Source organism: Maribacter sp. BPC-D8 (genome assembly GCF_035207705.1).
Lineage (GTDB): Bacteria > Bacteroidota > Bacteroidia > Flavobacteriales > Flavobacteriaceae > Maribacter.
In genome coordinates this window covers 3710000-3731940 of record NZ_CP128187.1, presented here as the reverse complement: position 1 = coordinate 3731940, position 21941 = coordinate 3710000, and the positions used below count along the sequence as shown (strand labels likewise).

The 21941-nt window shown below is 32.5% G+C and carries 20 protein-coding genes; 6 read left to right on the top strand and 14 right to left on the bottom strand.

What is annotated here, in order from left to right; genetic code table 11:
* Nucleotides 1-7 precede the first annotated feature (7 nt).
* Nucleotides 8-637, bottom strand: coding sequence for a hypothetical protein (locus QSV08_RS16305; protein ID WP_324024775.1), 630 nt, complete (start codon nt 635-637; stop codon nt 8-10).
* Nucleotides 638-737: 100 nt separating this feature from the next.
* The gene (locus QSV08_RS16300) at nt 738-1931 is read right to left on the bottom strand and encodes a C40 family peptidase (protein ID WP_324024774.1); all 1194 of its coding nucleotides are present in this window, start codon (nt 1929-1931) and stop codon (nt 738-740) included.
* 56 nt (nt 1932-1987) lie between these two features.
* Here QSV08_RS16300 and dcm point away from each other — a divergent pair, with 56 nt between their 5' ends.
* Together dcm and QSV08_RS16290 are read left to right on the top strand one after the other, a co-directional pair.
* The gene (dcm, locus tag QSV08_RS16295) at nt 1988-3217 is read left to right on the top strand and encodes a DNA (cytosine-5-)-methyltransferase (RefSeq protein ID WP_324024773.1); all 1230 of its coding nucleotides are present in this window, start codon (nt 1988-1990) and stop codon (nt 3215-3217) included.
* A gap of 150 nt (nt 3218-3367) precedes the next feature.
* A complete protein-coding gene (locus tag QSV08_RS16290; RefSeq protein WP_324024772.1) occupies nt 3368-3742 on the top strand; it encodes a hypothetical protein in 375 nt (124 codons plus the stop codon).
* 48 nt (nt 3743-3790) lie between these two features.
* Here the strand turns inward: QSV08_RS16290 and QSV08_RS16285 are convergent, their stop codons facing one another.
* Complete coding sequence (locus QSV08_RS16285) at nt 3791-4234, bottom strand: GNAT family N-acetyltransferase (RefSeq protein WP_324024771.1); 444 nt, start codon at nt 4232-4234, stop codon at nt 3791-3793.
* A 109-nt stretch (nt 4235-4343) separates the two neighbouring features.
* Nucleotides 4344-4775: a ribose 5-phosphate isomerase B gene (rpiB, locus tag QSV08_RS16280; protein ID WP_324024770.1), complete on the bottom strand. Its 432-nt coding sequence runs from the start codon at nt 4773-4775 to the stop codon at nt 4344-4346.
* A 648-nt stretch (nt 4776-5423) separates the two neighbouring features.
* Here rpiB and rnr point away from each other — a divergent pair.
* The 3 genes from rnr to QSV08_RS16265 all read left to right on the top strand — a co-directional run bounded on the left by rnr (nt 5424) and on the right by QSV08_RS16265 (nt 9068).
* A complete protein-coding gene (rnr, locus tag QSV08_RS16275; protein ID WP_324024769.1) occupies nt 5424-7616 on the top strand; it encodes a ribonuclease R in 2193 nt (730 codons plus the stop codon).
* Between the two features lie 87 nt (nt 7617-7703).
* Nucleotides 7704-8384, top strand: coding sequence for a head GIN domain-containing protein (locus tag QSV08_RS16270; RefSeq protein WP_324024768.1), 681 nt, complete (start codon nt 7704-7706; stop codon nt 8382-8384).
* A gap of 3 nt (nt 8385-8387) precedes the next feature.
* Complete coding sequence (locus QSV08_RS16265; RefSeq protein WP_324024767.1) at nt 8388-9068, top strand: LysE family translocator; 681 nt, start codon at nt 8388-8390, stop codon at nt 9066-9068.
* Between the two features lie 47 nt (nt 9069-9115).
* Here the strand turns inward: QSV08_RS16265 and QSV08_RS16260 are convergent, their stop codons facing one another.
* The 6 genes from QSV08_RS16260 to QSV08_RS16235 form a co-directional block, all read right to left on the bottom strand.
* Nucleotides 9116-9622 carry an OmpH family outer membrane protein gene (locus QSV08_RS16260; RefSeq protein ID WP_324024766.1) on the bottom strand — a complete coding sequence of 169 codons (507 nt, stop codon included), beginning with the start codon at nt 9620-9622 and terminating at the stop codon, nt 9116-9118.
* 238 nt (nt 9623-9860) lie between these two features.
* Nucleotides 9861-10697: a class I SAM-dependent methyltransferase gene (locus QSV08_RS16255; RefSeq protein ID WP_324024765.1), complete on the bottom strand. Its 837-nt coding sequence runs from the start codon at nt 10695-10697 to the stop codon at nt 9861-9863.
* A gap of 65 nt (nt 10698-10762) precedes the next feature.
* Nucleotides 10763-12631 (bottom strand): tRNA uridine-5-carboxymethylaminomethyl(34) synthesis enzyme MnmG, encoded by a 1869-nt coding sequence (mnmG, locus tag QSV08_RS16250; protein WP_324024764.1) that lies wholly within the window; start codon nt 12629-12631, stop codon nt 10763-10765.
* A 5-nt stretch (nt 12632-12636) separates the two neighbouring features.
* Complete coding sequence (gene ybeY / locus QSV08_RS16245) at nt 12637-13056, bottom strand: rRNA maturation RNase YbeY (protein WP_324024763.1); 420 nt, start codon at nt 13054-13056, stop codon at nt 12637-12639.
* Entirely contained in the window at nt 13049-16543 is a 3495-nt protein-coding gene (locus QSV08_RS16240) for a DUF4175 family protein (RefSeq protein WP_324024762.1), read from the bottom strand. The genes ybeY and QSV08_RS16240 overlap by 8 nt, the downstream gene beginning before the upstream one ends.
* 197 nt (nt 16544-16740) lie before the next feature.
* Nucleotides 16741-17973 (bottom strand): fibronectin type III domain-containing protein, encoded by a 1233-nt coding sequence (locus QSV08_RS16235; protein ID WP_324024761.1) that lies wholly within the window; start codon nt 17971-17973, stop codon nt 16741-16743.
* 263 nt (nt 17974-18236) lie between these two features.
* Here QSV08_RS16235 and gltX point away from each other — a divergent pair, with 263 nt between their 5' ends.
* On the top strand, nt 18237-19745 hold the full coding sequence (gene gltX / locus QSV08_RS16230; protein ID WP_324024760.1) for a glutamate--tRNA ligase: 1509 nt from the start codon (nt 18237-18239) through the stop codon (nt 19743-19745).
* 31 nt (nt 19746-19776) lie between these two features.
* Here the strand turns inward: gltX and QSV08_RS16225 are convergent, their stop codons facing one another.
* The 4 genes from QSV08_RS16225 to QSV08_RS16210 form a co-directional block, all read right to left on the bottom strand.
* Nucleotides 19777-19959: an ACT domain-containing protein gene (locus QSV08_RS16225; RefSeq protein ID WP_324028383.1), complete on the bottom strand. Its 183-nt coding sequence runs from the start codon at nt 19957-19959 to the stop codon at nt 19777-19779.
* 18 nt (nt 19960-19977) lie between these two features.
* Nucleotides 19978-20172: an ACT domain-containing protein gene (locus QSV08_RS16220; protein ID WP_324024759.1), complete on the bottom strand. Its 195-nt coding sequence runs from the start codon at nt 20170-20172 to the stop codon at nt 19978-19980.
* 111 nt (nt 20173-20283) lie between these two features.
* Nucleotides 20284-21255: a 23S rRNA (adenine(1618)-N(6))-methyltransferase RlmF gene (gene rlmF, locus QSV08_RS16215; RefSeq protein WP_324024758.1), complete on the bottom strand. Its 972-nt coding sequence runs from the start codon at nt 21253-21255 to the stop codon at nt 20284-20286.
* A 42-nt stretch (nt 21256-21297) separates the two neighbouring features.
* On the bottom strand, nt 21298-21876 hold the full coding sequence (locus QSV08_RS16210; protein ID WP_416382017.1) for a PepSY domain-containing protein: 579 nt from the start codon (nt 21874-21876) through the stop codon (nt 21298-21300).
* Between the last annotated feature and the right edge of the window lie 65 nt (nt 21877-21941).

Genomic DNA, 21941 nt, shown 5'->3' with positions numbered 1-21941 from the left:
AGTAGAACTATTTTTTAAGAATAAGCACATGCTGCTCATTACATTTTAAATTATAAAAATTTACAATGTCTCTAATGTGCTTTTTCTTGTATTCTTTATTTATAATTTTCTCCACTAAAATCGGACAATCTGAGAAATAAGCTGAAGCTGCATTTTTAAAATTCTTACTAAAAAGTTGGTTAGACCCTAAGTGTGTAATTTCTCCACTTACACCTCTTCTAACATAAAGGTTTTTAATATCATAGTAATTACCATGCGCCATGTTCATTTGACCGTGTACACCGCCAATAAACATGGGTGCAGAATATCCGGTTTGTTCAAGAACATACAAATTTACAGCACCTATTTCTAATTCTCTTACTACATTGAAGTAGCCTTCTCGAGTTTCTAAATAAATATAGGTAGAAGCTTCTTCTCTATCATTGATAACTACCTGTTCAAGATTATCGAAATGATATTTTTGTGCCTTATCTCCTTTAAACTTTTTGAATTTTACTTGGTCTCCATTTACAAGCTTAGCTAAACCTTGAAGTTTAGTTCCGTCCTTAAAATAAATAGTAGCGGCATCGTTTTGAGCGATGGCAAAAGATGATCCTACAAAACAGCAGATTAAAACTAGAAGAATTGTTTTTTTCATAGTACGTAAATGATCGTTCTATATTAAAACGAGCTCATTATTACTATGTTATAATATTTATCTTAAAATCGATGAAACACCTCTTTTAAAAACGAAACCTTTAATCTTTTAACGGTTTTGTAATATTTAGGTTTTGAAGCAAAGGGTCCTCTTCATTTAGCAGGCGTTGGGTTCTTAAATACCTACCTACATTAAACGCATCATAATTTGGCGAATCTTTATCAACACTGCTTATACGTACCATTTCAGATGAATGTATAAATTGGTTATCACCAATCCACATACCTACATGAACTACTTTTTCTGAGCTTGTTTCTGTTGCTTTTCTTCCGAAGAACAATAAATCTCCCTTCTGTAATTTGCTAAAATCTGCAATAGAATCTATAGGCTTACCTGCGTGCACTTGCTGAGATGCATCGCGCGGAATTACCATTCCATTTAAATAATAAATAGTCTTTGTGTAACCACTACAATCAACACCTTTTGTAGAAGTACCACCCCATAAATACGGCACACCCATTAAGGTTTTCGAAGTAGCTATAAGTGAATCCGCATTGTAACTCAGATTTAATAACCAAGTATCGTATTCTTCTGCTTCGGTTTTTGAAATATACCCCAGTCTACCATCTGGAAATTCAATTTTATAATACTCATCATCACTACTTAATAGTTTTAATAAGCTTCCGGCAACTACATCAGATATTCTGTTTTTAGCCTCTTCAGAACTAAATGCATGCCCATAAGTATTTGTGTAAATGATTTTATCCGCGGTTGTCCACCCCTTAATAGCATCTGCATTCATTAATTCTATTCCGCCTGGATCTACCCATGCTAAATACATATCTGGTGTTTGTATTAAGTACCAGTCTCCTTCTTTTTTTAGTACATTAATAACAGTACCTAAAGTTGCTTGTGTGGCCAGTTCTGCAGAATGTTTAGGGTTACTTCTAAGATTGGCTGCAGAAATATTAATAACTGCTTTGGTTATACCCTCTAGCTCGGCACCAGGTAAAATTTTAATATCGTTAGTGGCATTAATCCCCTTTTCTTTTAAAAGACTATTTAAAGAATCTACAGCTAATGGTAAATTAGTTTCACCAGTTAAAGTAAAACCCGATGGTCCATCTAATACTTCTAAATTGAAAAATGCAGTACGCTTATCGGGTGCAAAAGTGCTTTTTATGATTTCAATTTCTTTGACCAATAATTTCTTTTCGTCAATATGTACACTGCATGCTGTATTTAAAGCAATCAAAATCAATACAAAAGACCTCTTTAAGATTATTCTCTTCATCTGTAAAATAATTTCTAATAGTATTAGCCTTGTGAAATTATGTAATTTTATCGCAAATGAAGAAACTAAAGGTCATAGAACTTTTTGCGGGTGTTGGCGGATTTCGCTTAGGATTAGAGGATACCGGGAACTACGAGGTAGTTTGGAGTAACCAATTTGAGCCTAGTACGAAAGCGCAGCACGCCTCTACAGTTTATGAAGCTAGATTCGGTCATGAGAATCACAGAAATGAAGATATTTCTGAGGTACCCACTAAAGATATACCCGATGCCGATATTTTAGTGGGTGGTTTTCCTTGCCAAGATTATTCTGTAGCAGCTACCTTAAATAACTCTAAAGGTCTTATTGGTAAAAAAGGGGTTTTATGGTGGAGCATTCATAGAATTTTATCGGAAAAGAAAAATCCGCCGAAATACTTATTTCTTGAAAATGTAGATCGGTTATTAAAATCTCCGTCAAATCAAAGAGGTAGAGATTTTGCCATAATGCTTAAAAGTTTAGATGACTTAGGTTATGCCATAGAATGGCGGGTTATTAACGCTGCAGATTACGGAATGCCACAAAGAAGAAGACGTATTTTTTTCTTAGGATACCATAAGTCTACACCACTTTATAAACAATTTAAAAAAGCTACAACCGAAGAATGGATCTTTGAAAAGGGAACTATAGCAACGGCTTTTCCGATATCAAGCACTTCTTCAAAAATGATTTCGTTCGATATCACCGATAACCTTGTATCGCTATCTGAAAATTTTAATTTGGGTGAAAAATTATCTCCATTTCAAAATACCGGAGTATTCATTAAAGGAAAAGTGTATACCACTAAAACTACGGCTAGTTATATTGGTAAAAGAACAGTCTTAGCCGATGTTTTACAACAAGAAGAAATACCCGAAGAATTTTATATTCCTGAAGAGGAACATGATAAATGGTATTATTTAAAAGGTTCAAAGAAAGAAACCCGGACTTCTAAATCTGGTTTTGCTTACCATTACAATGAGGGTAGTATGATTTTTCCTGATGCGTTAGACAATGCGTCAAGAACAATCATAACTGGTGAAGGCGGTAAAAGTGCATCGCGATTTAAACATGTTATTAACACCAAAAAAGGGCTTCGTAGATTAACTCCCGTAGAATTGGAACGCTTGAATATGTTCCCAGATAATCATACATCACTTGAGGGTATTTCAAATACTAAAAGAGCATTTTTTATGGGTAATGCTTTGGTTGTAGGTGTGGTTAGAAAAATAGGAGAAGTACTTTCAGAAAAAATAAAATCAAATTAATACATTTTTATCTTCTAGAGTTTTAGAGTACATTAACCACTTTAGTTATCAAAAAAAGAATAGGTTTATAAATTCTGTTTTTAAACACAACATATTGTTAATCAACGTTTAAAATTAGGAATTCTCTTTTTTTTTGTTATCTTATTAGGTATGGTAAAAGTAGAAAAGTCAGAAAACGTAGAATTTTTAGAAAAGTCAATTCAACATTTAGAAGCTACCGGCTTCGAGAATATTAAGGCTGATATGGAGGGTTACGAAACGCCGAAATCATATTCGAGAAAAGGTATGGAAGACAACATAACGCCAGACATAGTAGCTATTAAAAATGGTAGAAAATATTATTTTGATATAAGTTTAAAATCATCAAAAACCAGATTATTGAAATCGAAATGGTTGTTTTTAGATACTTTAAGTAGAATGAACTCTAACAGATTTAGAATAATAACTACTAAAGGTCATTATAAGTTTACAGATAATATGCTTGAGGATATTAATCTAAGTAATAAAACACCTATCAAAATTTAAAGATTTCAATATAACGAATAAAAAAAAGTCCGCTAATTGCGGACTTTTTTATTTTTTGATCATTTCTAAATGCGGTATACCGTCTTCTAAATACTCTTCTCCTGTTGCATTAAATCCTAAATCAGTATAAAATTTGGTAAGGTATTTTTGAGCTGAAATTTTTATTTCACTTTCACTAAAACGTTCATTAACTGCTTTAATAGAAGCTTCCATAATTACTTTACCATAGCCAAATTTTCTAAAATCTTTATGTACTGCTACTCTGCCAATACTCGCCAAATCAAAATAATCGCCAGGTTTAAAAATTCTTGTATACGCTACTACCGTGTTGTCTTTAGATCCTATTACATGAATAGCTTTATCATCTTTACCGTCTATATCTAAATAAACGCAATCTTGTTCTACTACAAAAATATCGCTTCGTAATTGTAGTACATTGTACAGTTCTTCAATATCGAATTCTTTAAAACTAATTACTTTAATATCTAACATGAGTTTGCTTAATTAACTAGATATGTTCATATCTATAACCTAATAAATATTTGATTATTAAGTAGTTGTAATAACTATTTTGGGTTATCAACATAGTTGTAATAACTATCTATTGAAGTGGAATCTTTTCAATTCTTCGTTCATGTCTACCACCTTCGAAAGAAGTGTTTAAAAACGTAGAAACCATTTCAAGTGCTTGAGGTAAAGAAATATACCTTGCTGGTAAACTTAGAATATTTGCATCGTTATGTTCTCTAGCTAATTTCGTTATTTCTTTTGTCCAACATAAGGCAGCTCTTACATTTTGTTGCTTATTGGCGGTCATACTAGCCCCATTACCACTGCCACAGATTAAAATTCCATAATCGGCAATTCCATTTTCAACATCTAGTGCCACAGGGTGTGCAAAGTCAGGATAATCAACACTATCAGTACCATCTGTACCATAGTTAATAACTTCAACGTGTATATATTTAAGTAAACCTATAATAGCTAACTTGTATTCTGTACCGGCATGGTCGTTACCAATAGCTATTTTCATATACTTTATATTTAAAGGTTATTAGTTCAAGGTTTATATCTAGTGGGGGTAGAACAAAACTATGCTAAAGGTACAATAATCAGCCATTCACAACAAAAAACGAGGGGTTCACAACAATTCTTGTTAGACTAGAAATTAAAATTGTTAATTAGTATGTTATAAGCAAGAATACTTAATGCATAAGTTGTTTAGAAAAAGTTGCTTAAAAATTTGGTTATTAAAGTTAACATCTGCTTACACTTTTAATCTTCTTAAGACGAATTTAAATATTAGAAACTATAAGAGGATTTTCATCAAATTAACAACCCTAGTTAACATTAAAATTACATTTAGTTATTAATAAATTCATGTTAATAGCACTTATAAACCACGTTTAATAACTTCTCAAAATACTGATTTTCAATTGTAGTTTAATATAATAGGTTGTCAACAAGTATTAGTATCTCATAAAGACAAGTAATATTGAAATAAGTTATTCTAGATATTAACAAGCTATAATAACCATTAATATTTAATTTAATTTAAAAGAAAAAATGTCTAATATGATATATATGTTAATAACAACTCATTTACTTAACTTTTCAATAAGAAGTAGAATAACAGGTAGTGGATTATAATTCGTAATTTTCCAATAAATTAAAAGTTTAAATGTCGAAGAAGAATAAGAAGGCGAAGAACCATAGAAAGAACGAAATTACAAGAGGAATTTTTACCGTTCTTGAAAAGGAGCCAAATAAAAGTTTCAACTATAAGCAGATTGCTGCTAAAATTGATATTACAGATGCTCAAGATAGAAATATCCTTATTAAAAGGTTAACTGAGCTCAAAGAGAAAAAAAGAATTCAAGAAATTGATAGAGGTCAGTATAAAGTTTTAGAAGATACAAAGTCTTATCATGAAGGTACTGTAGATGTTACCGGTAAGGGTAATGCCTATATTGTAGTCGATGGTATGGACGATGATATCTTTATACCTGCCAATAAATTAAATAAAGCTTTTCATAAAGATAAAGTTGAAGTTTATATCTATCCTAGAAGTAAGAGTAAAAAGCTTGAAGGTGAAATAGTTAAAGTACTTGAAAGATATAAAACAACTTTTGTTGGTATTGTTGACATGCAGAAGACTTTTGCATTTGTAAGACCTACAGATTTTAGAATGTATACCGATATTTTTGTTTCAAAAGATAAATTAAATGGAGCAAATGATGGTGAAAAGGTTTTAGTAGAAATAACCGATTGGCCCGAAGATGTTGATTCTCCTTTTGGTAGAGTTACTGAAGTTTTAGGTATACCTGGTGAACATGATACTGAAATTCATTCCATTTTAGCGGAGTATGGTTTACCATATTCTTTTCCTGCAGATGTTCAGAATTTTGCAGATGGTATAGATACTAGTATTAAAGAAGAAGAAATTAAAAAACGTAGAGATATAAGAGATGTTCTTACGTTTACTATTGATCCAAAAGATGCTAAAGATTTTGATGATGCCTTATCATTTCAAAAATTAGAAAATGGTAATTATGAAATAGGTATACACATTGCCGATGTTTCTCATTATTTACAAAAAGATACCATTTTAGATGATGAAGCTTATGAAAGAGCAACATCTGTTTATTTAGTGGATCGTGTGGTACCTATGTTACCAGAAGTACTTTCTAATAATGCATGTTCATTAAGACCTAATGAAGAAAAATATACTTTTTCTGCAATTTTCGAACTAGATAGCGATGCGATTATAAGAAATCAATGGTTTGGACGAACTGTAATCGATTCTAACGAACGTTTTGCATATGAAGAGGCTCAATATATCATTGAGAACGGTAATGGCAATATACCAGAAGATATATCGATAAGAGAAGCTGCTTATAGCGTTTCTAACGATGTTGTAGAAGCTACATTAGAAATGGATAGGCTTGCTAAAATTATGCGCGCTAAGCGTATGGATCAAGGTGCGCTTTCTTTTGATAAAGTTGAAGTTCGTTTTAATCTTGATGAGAATAGCGAACCGATCGGTGTATACTTTAAAGAATCTAAAGATGCCAATAAACTGATAGAAGAGTTTATGTTATTGGCTAATAGAAAAGTGGCTGAGTTTATTGGTAAGCAAAAACCTAAAAAGACATTCATTTATAGAATACATGATGATCCAGATCCAGATAAGTTAATGGCTTTGAATGGTATCGTTTCTAAATTCGGACATAAATTAGATTTCAAGGACAAGAAATCTATTAGTTCTTCTTTAAACCAATTACTACAAGATGTAAAAGGTAAAAAAGAACAAAATATGGTAGATACGCTTACGATACGTAGTATGAGCAAAGCGATTTATACTATTGATAATATTGGGCATTATGGGTTAGCTTTTGATTATTATACTCATTTTACTTCTCCAATTAGAAGATACCCAGATGTAATGGTGCATAGATTATTACAGCATTATTTAGATGGTGGTAGTTCTGCAAATGCTGAAGAATATGAGAAGAAATGTAAGCATTCTTCAGATATGGAGTATCTAGCATCAAGTGCTGAACGTGATTCTATTAAGTACATGCAGATTAAATTTATGCAGGATCATAAAGATGAAGAATTCCGCGGTGTTATTAGTGGTGTTACCGAGTGGGGTATCTATGTTGAAATCATTGATAATAAATGTGAAGGCATGATTCGTATTAGAGACATCAAAGGAGATTATTATATCTTTGACGAGAAGCAATATGCCATCGTTGGTGAACGTACCAAGAAGACTTATACTTTAGGTGATGAGATTACTGTCATGGTAAAAAGCACCGATTTAGTCAAAAGACATTTAGATTTTGCTTTGATTCCAGATAATATTAAATAATTTGGAATAGATTTTGGTATAAGAAGACTGAATTAAGAATACATTTCATTTTTGAAATGTATTCTTTGAAAAATTACACAGAAAAGAATGAAACAAGTTTTACTTATAATGTTTCTCTTAGGATGTCTTTTGGTTACTGGCCAAGATAATGAGGTTACCCAAAAGTTAGAACCTTTTAAAGAGTTGAAAGGTTTTGATGGATTATCTATTAATCTTATTAAATCTACAGAAAACAAGGTTATTATTACTGGTGAAAATACTAGTAAGGTAGCTGTTGTTAATAACGAAGGTGTTTTAAAAATACGGATGCAAATCGGTAAGATATTCAGTGGATATAAAACTTTTATAGATTTATATTATGCTGCAGATATTTTAGTTATTGATGTTAATGAAGATGCAAGAATAGTTACAGAAGATATTATTAAACAAGAAATTCTGGAACTAAAAGCTCAAGAAGGCGGAGAATTAATTGTTAGTGCAGAAGTAGAACAAATGTTAATTAAGTCAGTCTCTGGCGGAGTTATAAGAACGGCAGGTTCTTCAAATCTGCAAGACGTTCAAATTAATACCGGTGGTGTTTATGAAGGTAAAGGCTTTGTTACCAATTTTTCTACTATCAATGTAAATGCCGGTTCAAGGGCAGAGATTAATGCAAAAGATTATGTAAAGGCAACTGTTAAAGCTGGTGGAGAAGTTCTGGTATTTGGTAATCCAAAGAAACTAGAAGAGAAAACGGTATTTGGCGGTACCATTAAAAGAATGCAATAGTACATGTTAGAAGATATACAGGCAGCAATTCCTTTAGGCTTTTTCCTAAGCTTTATGGTTGGGCCAGTTTTCTTTGTCTTGTTACAAACTAGTGCAGTAAAGGGTTTTAGAGCTGCTATAACCTTCGATATTGGTGTTTTACTTGCAGATGTTCTGTTTATACTTGTAGCGTATTTTAGTAGTTTTCAGCTTCTTGAAAATTTGAGTAATCAACCAGGTCTTTATGTTTTTGGCGGAGTCATACTTTTGGTTTACGGTCTTGTAACTTTCTTCAAAGTTGACAAAAAAGCAATACCTGTAGATTCTAAAAAGATTCGGAAGTCAGATTACTTTGGTCTTTTTGTAAAAGGATTTTTACTCAATTTTATTAATATTGGTGTACTTGTTTTCTGGTTAGGTATTATTATAATCATTGGTCCTACTTTAGATAATCAACCTAATCGTTTCTTTACTTTTTTTGCAACTGTACTACTCTCCTATTTTGTTACCGATATTTTTAAAATTCTTTTAGCTAAGCAATTAAAGCGTAAGCTAACACCTAGTAGAATTGTTTATGTAAAAAAGATAATCGGAATTATATTGGTGATTTGTGGTATTGTTCTAATAGTAAAAGGTTTTCTACCTAAGGATCAATTTAATATAGAACATGAATTAGAACGATTTGAAACTAATTCTATAGAATAAAAAAAGCCGGTCATTGACCGGCTTTTTAATTGAAGTAAATAATAGTTTTATTTCTTGTACTTATCGTTTAGTAACTTTACTATGTCATCCGTAAGATCGTTAGCCTCTTTACCGTAAAGAACACTACCACCATCTCCACCACCTAAAATATAAGTGTAATTGTTGGTCTGACCGTAAGCTTTAATTTCTTCTTTTACTTTAGAAACTATGCTATCCATTTCAGTTTGACCTTCCATTTGCAATTGTTGATCTTGCTGTTGAAGTTGTTGACCAATAATTTGACCTCTTTGTTGCATTGCTGCATATTCTTCTTGAGCTTTTGATTGAGACATTTTTTGAGCTTTAGTTTGAAAAGCTTGTGCTTCAAATTGAAAAGCTTGAGAAATACTATCTCTAGTTTTTGCTAAAGCATCTGCCTTAACTTTGAATTTAGATTCAACATCAATTTTTTGTTGGTACTCATCCATCAATTTTACGTTATCTACGTATCCGATTTTTTCTTGTTGGCAAGATGCTAATAATGCGATAGCGAAAATTAAAATTAGGTTTTTCATTTTTTCATTTTTATGTCGTGCAAAAGTAATAAAGCTTTTAGAATGAAAATATTTTAAAATCGAGATAAATGATGAGATTTAAGTAAAAATAGATATTTCTTATTGTAAATATTTACAATATCAGTTTTCCTTATTTTTACTACTGATTTTAAAGGTTATTTAAAGGATTATTTAATTTTATTTGATATAGTATATAGATTATATTAAATAATGTATTAAAATGGCTTTAAATAGCTTTTTACTCTTTTTTTAGCACATATATTAGAGAAGAATACTCAGTAGATGTCTTTGCCTTCATATTTGATATAAAACCTCTGTAAAATGCTTTTAAGTAATTTGAAGAACCAGATTTATATTTTTCTGATAATAGTGAAACATAGTAAGAATCAAAATACATTGGTAGCGTTTTAACTACTTCTATTTTTTTATTTGTAAAAATATTTTTTATTGCATTTTGTGAAAAGTGCCAAAGATGTCTTGGTGTATCATAAGCTGCCCAAAACTCTTTGTAGTATTGAGCGTCATATGATTTGTAATTTGGAACAGCAATTATGAGTGTCCCGTTTTTTTCTAACAGAGATGTTATTTTATTTATCTGCTTGTCTAAATCTGGTAGATGTTCTAGTACATGCCATAGTGTTATGACATTAAATTTTCTATCATTTAAATCTTCTAAAGATTTATAAACTTCTAGTTCTTTATCTACTGCTTTCTTTCTCGCACTGTCATTTAACTCTACTCCTACTGTTTTCCAATTTTTGTTTTTTCCACTAATTAGAAATTCTCCAGTTCCACATCCTATATCAAGTAATTTTTTATCATCAATTGTATACTCATTTATCAACTTTACTTTTTTATTTAACGTGTACTTTTTTACAGTTTGATAAATTTTTTCAAGTAAACCATTTCCACTATCCGAATGTGAAATATAATTATTTGGGTCGTAGTATTTTTCTAAATCTTCAGGTATAGGTTTTGTAACTAGCATATCATATTTAGGATCATATTCTAATTCAAATGATTCTTGAGTTACTAGAAAATCCTTTGTCGAGATTTTTGAAATGGGATTAGGCATGTCTTAATTATAAATATTGAAATTGTTGTTATAAATTTTCATTGTTCCACGTGGAACAATTTGCCCTACCTTCCAAGAAAAACCAAAAGTACACTGATGTCACTCGGAGTAACTCCGCTAATTCTTGATGCTTGAGAAATGGTAACTGGTTGAATTTTTGTCATTTTTTCTCTTGCTTCAAAAGATAAAGATTTTAATTTTGAGTAATCAAAGTTTGCAGGAATCTTAACCGCTTCTAATCTATGAAGTTTATCAGCATTCAACTTTTCTTTTGCTATATAGCCAGAATATTTTATTTGTACTTCTGCTTGCTCAAGTACCTCACTATCGAATTTATTTTCTTTTACAAAATTAGAAACATCCTCTAATTGAAGCATATGCTCCATAGTAACATTAGGTCTTGAAAATGCTTTGTACATTTTATCAGATTGTTTTACTAGAGATGAATCAACGCTTTCAAAAATTGGATTAATGTCTTTTGGCAGTACACTAGTTTCTCTAAAGAAGTTAACAAGTGCTTCAGATTGTTCTAGTTTTTGCTCCATCCTTTTCATTCTCGAATCTGTTGCAAAACCTATAGCATGGCTTAAAGGTGTTAATCTTAAATCAGCATTATCTTGTCTAAGTAAGGTTCTATATTCTGCACGAGAAGTAAACATTCGATATGGTTCTTCTGTACCTTTTGTAATTAGGTCGTCGATCAATACACCAATATATGCTTCGTCTCTTTTTAAAATTAACGGATTTTCTTGTTTAAGTTTTAAGTGCGCATTTATACCTGCCATTAATCCTTGCGATGCTGCTTCTTCATATCCAGTAGTTCCGTTTATTTGTCCGGCAAAATATAAATTTTCAACTAGCTTTGTTTCGAGTGTATGCTTCAATTGTGTTGGCGGAAAGTAATCGTACTCTATCGCATAACCTGGTCTAAAGAATTTTACTTTTTCAAAACCTACTACAGAACGCAAAGCTTTAAACTGAACATCTTCTGGTAAAGAAGTTGAAAATCCGTTTACATAAACTTCTACAGTTTCCCAACCTTCAGGTTCAATAAACATTTGGTGACTATCCTTATCAGCGAATCTGTTTATTTTATCTTCAATAGATGGGCAGTATCTTGGACCAATACTTTTTATTCTACCGTTGAACATTGGTGATCTGTCAAAACCTTCACGTAATAAATCGTGAACCAAAGCACTTGTATGTGTCATGTAACAATCACGTTGATGTGCTAATGGTTTTGTATTTGTATAAGAGAATTTTTCAGGAATTGCATCACCAGGCTGAACGATCATTTTAGAATAATCTAAGGATCTGCCATCAACTCTTGGCGGAGTTCCGGTTTTCATTCTTCCACTTTCAAAACCTATTTCGGTTAATTGTTCTGTAATTCCGGTTGCTGCTTTTTCTCCTGCTCTACCTCCACCGAATTGTTTTTCACCAATATGGATAAGTCCATTTAAGAATGTTCCATTGGTTAATACAACTGCTTTAGATCGTATATCAATTCCTAAAGAAGTTTTTACACCAACAACTTTATGATTTTCTATTAACAAACCAGAAACCATTTCTTGATAAAAGTCTACGTTCGGAGTACGTTCTAACATTAAACGCCACTCTTCTGCAAAACGCATTCTATCGTTTTGGGTTCTTGGACTCCACATTGCAGGTCCTTTAGATTTGTTAAGCATCTTAAATTGTATAGCAGATTTGTCAGATACAATTCCGCTGTAGCCTCCAAGTGCATCTATCTCCCTAACAATTTGTCCTTTTGCAATTCCACCCATAGCTGGGTTACAAGACATCTGTCCTATATTTTGCAAATTCATAGTTACTAATAAGGTTTTTGAACCCAAGTTTGCAGCTGCTGCTGCCGCTTCTGCACCGGCGTGTCCTCCGCCAACTACAATTACATCATATTCTTCTCCAAACATATCTTCTATTGTTCCACGTGGAACAGCTTTATTTTTTCTTCTTCTTTAGCGCGCATTTCGGCAGTAGCTGCATCCGATTTATCCGAATAACCCATTAGATGTAAAACCCCATGTATCATTACGCGTTTTAATTCATTATCAAATGAAACATTAAACTCTTCTGCGTTTTCTTTTACGCGGTCAATTGAAATGTATAGGTCGCCCGATATATTTTTTCCTGACACATAATCAAACGAGATAATGTCTGTTAGATAATCGTGTTGTAAGTAATCTTGATTTATTTTAAGCAAGTAGTCATCGCTACAAAAAATGTAGTTGAGTTCTATAATAGAAAACCCTTCGGTATTACAAGATTCTGTAATCCATGAATTGAAGTTATTTTCTGCTACAAGTTTAAATTCTGTTAAGTAATTGTAATTAATCATTTGCTTTGAAGTACTCTTTAACCTTAGATTGAAAATTTTGCCGCAAAGGTAAGCTTTGCCTATTTAAAATTTCAACTTCATTACGATAATTATCTAATAATGAGGGTTTAGTAGTAATAGGATTTGTGAAGTCTTTGGTATTCCTATTACTTTCTCGCTCAGATTTCTCTCCTTGCTTAAGTGCTGCATTCTCTAATTTCAACAATTCATACTGTATAGTATTGGCTTTGTTGATGGTACGTTGTGTAATTCCATTTTCTAAAAGATCGTTCTCAAAATCTTCCATCTGTTGGATCAATTTTTGTCCTAATTTTTGATCACCAGAATTAATCATATTTTCAAGTTGTTTTTCTAATTCTTGTCTTAATTTTTGCTGATTTTGATAGATTTCATAAATTTCTTTAAGTTCAGTTTCACTCATTGAACCTTGCCCTTGCCCGTTTGTACCGTTAGACCCATTATTTCCTTTGCCGTTTTCCCCACCTTCGCCATTTTCACCATTTTTTCCACTTTTTCCTTCTCCATTTTTACCATTTTCCCCTTCACTTCCGCTCTCTCCTTCTTTTCCGTTAGCGCCCTGTTTACCACGTTCGCCTTGTTTTCCACCTTCACCTTTTTCTCCATTTTCACCCTGTTTTCCTTCCCCACTTTTACCTTCTTTTCCTTCACTCCCAGATTTACCTTGTTGACCCATTTTTTCACCTAATTGTTGTTGACCTTTGATGATATCTGGTAATTGAAAACCACCTTCGCTTTGTCCTGAACCTTTTCCCATTTGCATGCTCGAATTCATATTGTCCATTACTTCTGCGAGAAAATCTGCAAGGCTATTTGCCGCTGTTAGCACATATTTTTGATGAGAAATTCCTTGAAACATTTGACCATCTGCCATGGTTTCTAAAGATTTATCAATGTTGTAATACACTTCGGTAATTTGTTCATTCACAAATTCTGAAAGTTCAGCTTGCCGAAGAGATAATGCAAAAAGACTATCATCAACATGTTCGAATAACCCCTTTAATTCATTCTGATCGCGCACCGTTTCAGAATATTGAGTAGCATCTTGGTCTTCTCTAGCTGTTAGTCTGTCATATAAAGTTTCTTGTTTAAATGAAAATATGATAAGGTTATCAAGAATTTGTCTCAGCATTTCTGCATCTTCAGTTACAGACGAACCACCGCCTCCACCAGAGGATGATTCGCTAAGTTGTTCACTCATTTCTTTCATCTTATCTGCAGCAGATTTTTGCTTTTTGTTTGCGTCAGAACTGGTTGGTTTATTCTGGTCTTGAGAGGTGTTTTTTTCAAGTTCTTCTAGTGCATTTTTTTGGTCTTCTTTTACCCCTTCTTTTTTACTTTTATCAATATTTATATCAATTGGTTTTTTGAGCTTTTCATTGTCCTTTTTCAGGTCCTTTATTTCGGCTGAAATTTTATCAAATTCTTCATTTAATTTCTTCTGTTTTTCAGCGGTATTATTTTCATTATTTTGTTCTGAAAGTTCTTCTTGTTTTTTAGCTAATTCTTCTAGATCGCGTGCAATCTGAGATGCCTTTTCTGTAACATAATACCGTTTGGTTAATTCTACTAACTGTTCAAGGCTACGTTGACTATTTTGTTGTTTTTTGCCTAGTTCTTCTAGTTTTTTGGTAAGGTCTTCTTTCTTTATTTTATCAGCTACTTTATTAATTTCTTCAAGGAGTTGCTGGTTTTTCTTAGCTTGTTCTTCTTGACGTTCTAAACGCTCTTGTAACAATTGGTTTAATTTGTCATCCTTGTTTTCTTTATTTAGATTTTCTTTTAGTTGTTTACTGAATTTTTGCATCAACTGTTCTTGTTGTTCTTGTTTTTTTAAATAGTCTTTTATTTGATTTTTGTCATTGAAATTAAGACTATTTTTTTCTTTCTGATTTTGATTTATTTCTTCTAAAGATTCTTTCTGTGCTTTAGATTTTTGTAACGATTTATCAAGGTCTTTTATAAGGGATTGTTGCGACTCTAAATCTTTGTTTTTTAATTGATTTTCGTCTAGCAATACCTGCTGGTATATTTGGCTTTTTATCGTCTTGCCATTATGTATCGCATCGTTATCTGTAACCTCGAAATAAAAGCCATAATTTTTGCCTTCTTTTAGTTCTAAACCAGACGGGAAAGTGTAATAAAATTGCTCATAGTTTGAAGAAGGTTTCAATAGGTTTATGGTTTTCTTTTTTTCTTCTTTTCCTACTTCAAAATAAACAACATCTATTTTACGTAAACCGTAATCATCTGTTGCATTGCCGGTGTAATAAGAAACATTCGGATTCAAAGTATCTAGAACTTGATGAACCTTGATTGTTGGGTACCCATCTTTAATTACTTTAAAGTTGTAGGTTAGACGTTCGTAGTCTTCAACATTTTTGTTGGTGGTTGTTAGCTCATAATTGAAATCATTGTAAATACGTTTTTCCAGTTCGAACGTATTGTTTTCTTTTGTTAGCTGTAGTATCGTGTCTTTTGTGGAGAGATTAATCTTATCGGTATTTTCTCCATTTATTTTCCACTGTATTTTGGTTCCTTCAGGTATTACAGCGTTTCCCGTACTTTTTATGCTTTCATTTGGTTTGTTTAGGTATGAAGGATATGTAAGATTCATGGTGAAATCTAAAATAGAAGGCGTCTCTAAAGCGGTAAGGGTATATGCTCTAGAATTTACCTCATTTGCTTTAAATTTAAAGTTTGTTGTAGTTATCGGTGGTGTAAATTCATATTCATAGAAACCATTGTTTTGTTGCAAAAGAATCTGTTTGCCATCTATTTCTATATATACATTTTCGGGTTTTACTTCCCCTTTTGTAGCAACCTGTATGGTAAAGGTTTCATCTTGTAATGTTTTCAAATTATCTGATAACAATTCGAATTGAAATGGTGCTGGCTTTTCATATGCCATTTCATAGTTAACTACCCGTTCATAAGTGCCAAAAAAACTGTTCCAATTTCCTGAGATTAACAATAACCCTATTATGGCAATCGGAATTGTAGCATACTTCAAATATTTTAAGGAATCTTTAAAGTCAATAGCATTCGAAAACGGAATTGGGTCTAGCTGTTTTGATCTTTGGTTTATACTAGCGAGTAATAATTCTGATTGTTCTGGGTCGTTTGCCAGATCTAATAAATTAGTAAGCTTATCTCCTACTTCAGGAAAATGCTTCCCAATCATTTGTGCGGCATCTTTTGGTCCGATGCCCTGTTTTAATTTAAATAAGTAGAAAATTGGGGTTAAAATGTATTTGAAGAGTAGAAATAGTTCAACGGCTATAAAAATTACAAAAAGAATCATTCTTCCGGTAGTGTTCATCCATAGAAAATATTCTATACCTAGAATCAATAAGAAAAACAGTAATCCGAAGGCAAAGAATAATAATATACCTTTCAGTAGAACTTGAGAGTAGTGTTTCTGAATAAACTGATTTAATCGGTCTAAAATGTGCTTATGGTCTTGCAATTGTTCTTTTTTATACCAAGATAACGGTTATAAAGACTGATTAGTAGGAATTATTTGTTAAAAGGATTTGCTAACACGCATTAAATGAAGTGCATAATTAGGTTTATTACTTATATTTTATAGAAAAAAGAAAAGGGAGAAACCTGTAAGTTATATACAGATTTCTCCCTTAATTGAATTTTAATTTTTACTCCTTTTTAGTTTGTTTCTAAAGTAACCTCGTAGTTTAATTGATATACTACTCCGTCCACTTCTATAAGAATATAACCTGTTTTATCAGCTGCTAAAGAGTTGTAGTTTTCTTCACTTAATACACTACTAGAAACTGAAGACGTATTGGTGCTATAATTTCCTATTTCATAGTCTACAGCAACCCATTTGTCAATTTCAAAATTTGCTAATTCTTCAGAGAAAGTAATATTTAATTGCCCAGGAAAATACTGACTATCTGGTGTAATTAGTTTCGCCTCTGTTATGATAATATCTGGGTGAACTGGGTAATCGTTTGTAGTAGTAAAAGTAAATGTCGATTCTTTAGTTTTACCCGTACCAGGTGCTCTTGCTGTAATTATAACTTCGTAGGTAGTATTGCGATCTAAATTGGTGAACTCATAATTTGTACGATAAATAAAAGTATTTGCTGCAGGATAACCTACACCATTTGCAGTTACAAGGTAATATACCGTACTATCATCAGACATTGTAGATGGTGTCCAACTTATTGAGGCGGTGGTTCCAGTAATTTCTGATGCTGTTATTTCGAAATCTGACGGTATTGGGCATGCTACTTGTAGAAAAGAAACCTCTTCTTCGGTTTCTGCTCCGCTATAACTAATTGCTATAACTTTAATGGTGTGTTCTTCACCTTCTGTAACCAAAAGATTAAAACTGGTTCTTTCGGTACTATAAGAACCATAGGTTTCAACATGTTCGCCGTTTAAATATATTCTATAAAAATAATCTGATCCGTCTTCTACAGTAGGACTTGGCCAACTTATGTTAGCAACACCACAGCCATTATCTTTATACGTTATAGGAAAATTGGATGGAGCTGTGCCAAAAGTGCTGAACTCATTGGTGTTTATACTATTTTCGGTATCTTCAGCTGATGCTTCTATTTTAACCTCATAAGTAGTATTCATTTCTAAATCTACAAGGGTATATTCTATTTCGCTAAGATTTTCTGCTATTAATTCATCATCTAGAAACAAACTGTAGTTTACAGCACTATTATTAGATGCTGTAACTTTTGTCCACATAATTTTTGCACTTGTTTGAGAAATTTCTTGAAACTCAATTTCAAAAGAAGAAAGCGTAATTTCATCGGGTGTGTTATCTACTTCAGACATAGAATCGTCAGTAGAATCTGAGCTACATCCTGTAACTACTAGAATTAAAAACACATAAAATAAGTTCAAATAATATTTCATTTCTCTGGGTTTAAGGTTTTTAAATAACGTCGTACAAATTGAATTCGTATGCGTCTTTCAATTTTATAAATCGATTTATTTTTCGCTCTTAACTAGGGTTTTCATTTAGTTTTTTAGAATTATATATTTTATTCTAACCTAAACCTGTACTAGGTTCTTGAATATTAGAGTTGTAAAGGGATTTCAAGAAAATTTTTCATTTCTAGAAATTAAATAACGGGCCGTAGATATATGGCTAAAGGTGTTTTTTATACCTTTGTTGAATGACAAAGAAAGTTCGTGTTCGTTTTGCCCCTAGTCCTACTGGGCCTTTACATATTGGTGGAGTTCGTACTGCCCTATTTAATTATTTATTTGCCAAAAAACATGGTGGTGATTTTATTCTTAGAATAGAAGATACCGACCAGAATAGATATGTTGAAGGTGCTGAGCAATATATTATTGATTCTTTAAATTGGTGCGGAATTCCTTTTGATGAAGGCATTGGTAAAGACGGCGGATTTGGTCCATATAGACAGAGCGAGCGAAAAGAATTGTATAAAAAATACGCTGATGATTTAGTTGAAAGTGGTAATGCATATTATGCTTTTGATACTTCTGAAAGTTTAGATGGTCATAGAAAAGATCATGAAGAAAAAGGCAAAACCTTTATTTACAATTGGCATAATAGATTAAAACTTGATAATTCATTGTCTTTAATGCCCGAAGAGGTTAAAGCCAGGTTAGATACTGGCGATGATTATGTTATTCGTTTTTTAACTCCGCCAGACGAAACATTACACTTACAAGATTTAATTCGTGGTACAATTAAAATAGATACAAACGTTTTAGACGATAAGGTATTATTTAAGAGTGACGGTATGCCAACCTACCATTTGGCAAATATTGTTGATGATCACTTAATGGAAATTAGCCATGTAATTCGTGGTGAAGAATGGTTGCCTTCTATGGCATTACACAAGCAATTGTATGATGCTTTTGGTTGGGATGCTCCAGAATTTGCACATTTACCCTTGATTATGAAACCGGTAGGAAAAGGAAAGTTGAGCAAACGTGATGGCGAAAAAATGGGATTCCCTGTTTTTCCTCTTTCTTGGAACGAATCTGTTGGGTATAAAGAATCGGGTTATTTCCCTGAGGCGGTTATAAATTTCTTGGCTTTATTAGGATGGAATCCTGGTACGGAACAAGAATTATTTTCTTTAGATGAATTGGTTGAAACCTTTAGTTTAGACCGTGTAAATAAATCTGGAGCGCGTTTTGATCCAGAAAAGACTAAATGGTACAATCAGCATTATCTTCAAGAAACGGCAGATAATGAGTTGGCTAAGTTATTCTTACCTACAGTAAAGGAGAATACTTCTGATGATGATAAACTGAGTTTAGAGTATGTTACCAAAGTGGTTACGCTTATAAAAGAACGTGCAGTTTTTGTTTCTGATTTTTGGAATTTAAGTGATTACTTCTTTGTTGCTCCTACAGAATACAATGAGAAAGCAGCCAAAAAACAATGGAAAGAAGATACCGCTTCAATCATGAGCGATCTTATTTCTGTATTAAAACCTATAGAAGATTTTTCTTCTGAAAACAGCGAAACCATAGTAAAAGCATGGATTAGCGAGAAAGAATTGTCTTTCGGAAAAGTGATGCCACCTTTACGCCTATTCTTAGTTGGCGATATGAAAGGCCCACATATATTTGATATTATGGCGATGATTGGTAAAGAAGAGAGTATTTCTAGAATAGAAACAGCTTTAAACAAATTGGGTTAAAATAGAATTTTCAGGAAAATAAAAAGACTCTTTATTTTCCTGAAAACTCACACAAAACTTCCATTGCCTTTACAGTGTCTTTGATAGGTACAAAAATGTGATCGTGATAATACGCCGCAACAACATTGCAACTGATATTGTTTTTGGTCAATTTAGTAGAAACAGCTGCCGTTAATCCAACAGCTTCTAATGCGGAGTGAACATTTAGAGTTATCCATGATGCGACAAATTCTTAATCTAGATTGAATTCGTCGGCTTTCTCTTTTCTTAAAACCATCGTTATACCTTCCGCTTCTTTAAATTCGAATAAAATGTGGTCTCTTATTTTTTGGTCAACCTCTGCTAGGCAAACGAAAACATAGCTTCCATCATTTAAATTAGGTTTTAAGCTCTTTAATAGAACGCTGATATCTGTTTCTCCTGCCATTTAAGCTATAGTGCTTATTTTCAAAAAAATTTTCGACCCTTCGGGTCTATTTAAGATTAAAACGGCTTAAACAGGCTCTATTTTAAATCTAAAAAGTTTTCGGCGAAAATTTTATTCGTTTTTCCATCTATCTGCAGCCCAGGTCTCCATTTCTGGTGTAGTTAAAAATGTCCAAGCTATAATTCTACTTAGTTTATTGCCCTGACCCATTGGTGTGGTTTTGTGTTCAACAACACCTACTTTTTCTAGTCTATCATAAAACGCACGAAGATTCGATTGCTTTGAAACTAATGTAGAAAACCAAGCGCAATTTTTAGAATATTGGGCACTTTCATTAATCATGTTTAATACAAATCGTTTTTCACCACCGTCTGTCCAAAGTTCGCCACCTTGTCCGCTAAAATTGAGTTCAGGTTTTTTAACTCTTTTTTTCTTCAGATTGCTTAATTTTCTAAGTGTTCCAGCCTCAGCTTCAGCTTGTGTTGCGTGAAATGGGGGGTTACAAATAGCCAAATCGATTTTTTCATCAGTATTTAAAACTCCAGAAAATATATGTTCAGGTTTCGGCTGAAGTCTAAATTCTACTTTACCGTGAAGTGAAGGGTTTGAAGTCACAATTTTTTGTGCTGCTTCAATTGCGTTTGAATCTATATCGGTGCCTATGAACGACCATCCGTAAGCATTATTTCCAATTATGGGGTACACACAATTTGCCCCTACTCCAATATCTAGGCATTTAATTTTATCCCCCTTAACTAAATCTCCATTGTTACTAGCTGCTAAGATGTCTGCGATATGGTGAATATAATCCGCTCTTCCTGGTATTGGCGGGCATAAGAAACCATCTGGTATATCCCAAAAGTCTAATCCGTATTGAGAAATTAAAATTGCTTTGTTTAGGGCTTTTACAGCAACCGGATTAAAGAAATCTATTGTAAAGTTTCCGTATTTATTTTTAGTTACAAACGGCTTTAAATCAGTATTTACCAGTTTAAGCGCTTTAAGATCGTAACGACCGGTATGTTTGTTTCTTGGGTGTAAAGTTGGTTTTTCTATACCTTCTTTTTTCTTTTGGTCTGCCATAATTATTGAGCCTTATTAAGACCCCAAAGCTAACCTTAATTTTTAAGTCGTTGTTTTATTTTTTCGCATACGCTTTGGTCCATACCATAACCAAAAGCCGGTTATCGTAAAAAGTAGAAGGGCAAGCCCCATTACTGTGGTGTAAAATACTTTGATTTGATTATTGCTCGTGCCTAAGTAATCATCTAAAATGGAACCATCATGTAATTGCTCTATTAGGTCAGAATATCGTTGATCTATATGAAGTAATTTACCAGTTGCACCATCTAATTGTAGCCCCCAAAGATGATCTGCGTATACAAATTTGACCATCCCTTTTTCTTTTCTGATGTCAATTCTATCAATCTTGGTTGATAATTCTGGTGACACTTTTTCTAAAAGATATGAATTGGCCAGGGTGTGTAAACTATCAATAGGTAACCAATGTTTTAATTCTGTTGAAGTGCCTTCATACGATTTTGATAAAATTACACCGCCACTGTGTTTTTTCCATCCTAAAAGCAGTCCAGTAATTGAGATGAAAAAAAAGAATATAAATAATGCTGCTCCTGTGGCTCTATGTGCTTTTCTAAAAAGACGCAACCATTTAGCTTGTTTCTGTCTTTTAGTATCTTTTCGCATTATTTTTGGTTGGTTAACAGGCAATATAATCAGATTTCTAAAACAGTTATTAGAAGGATTTGTTA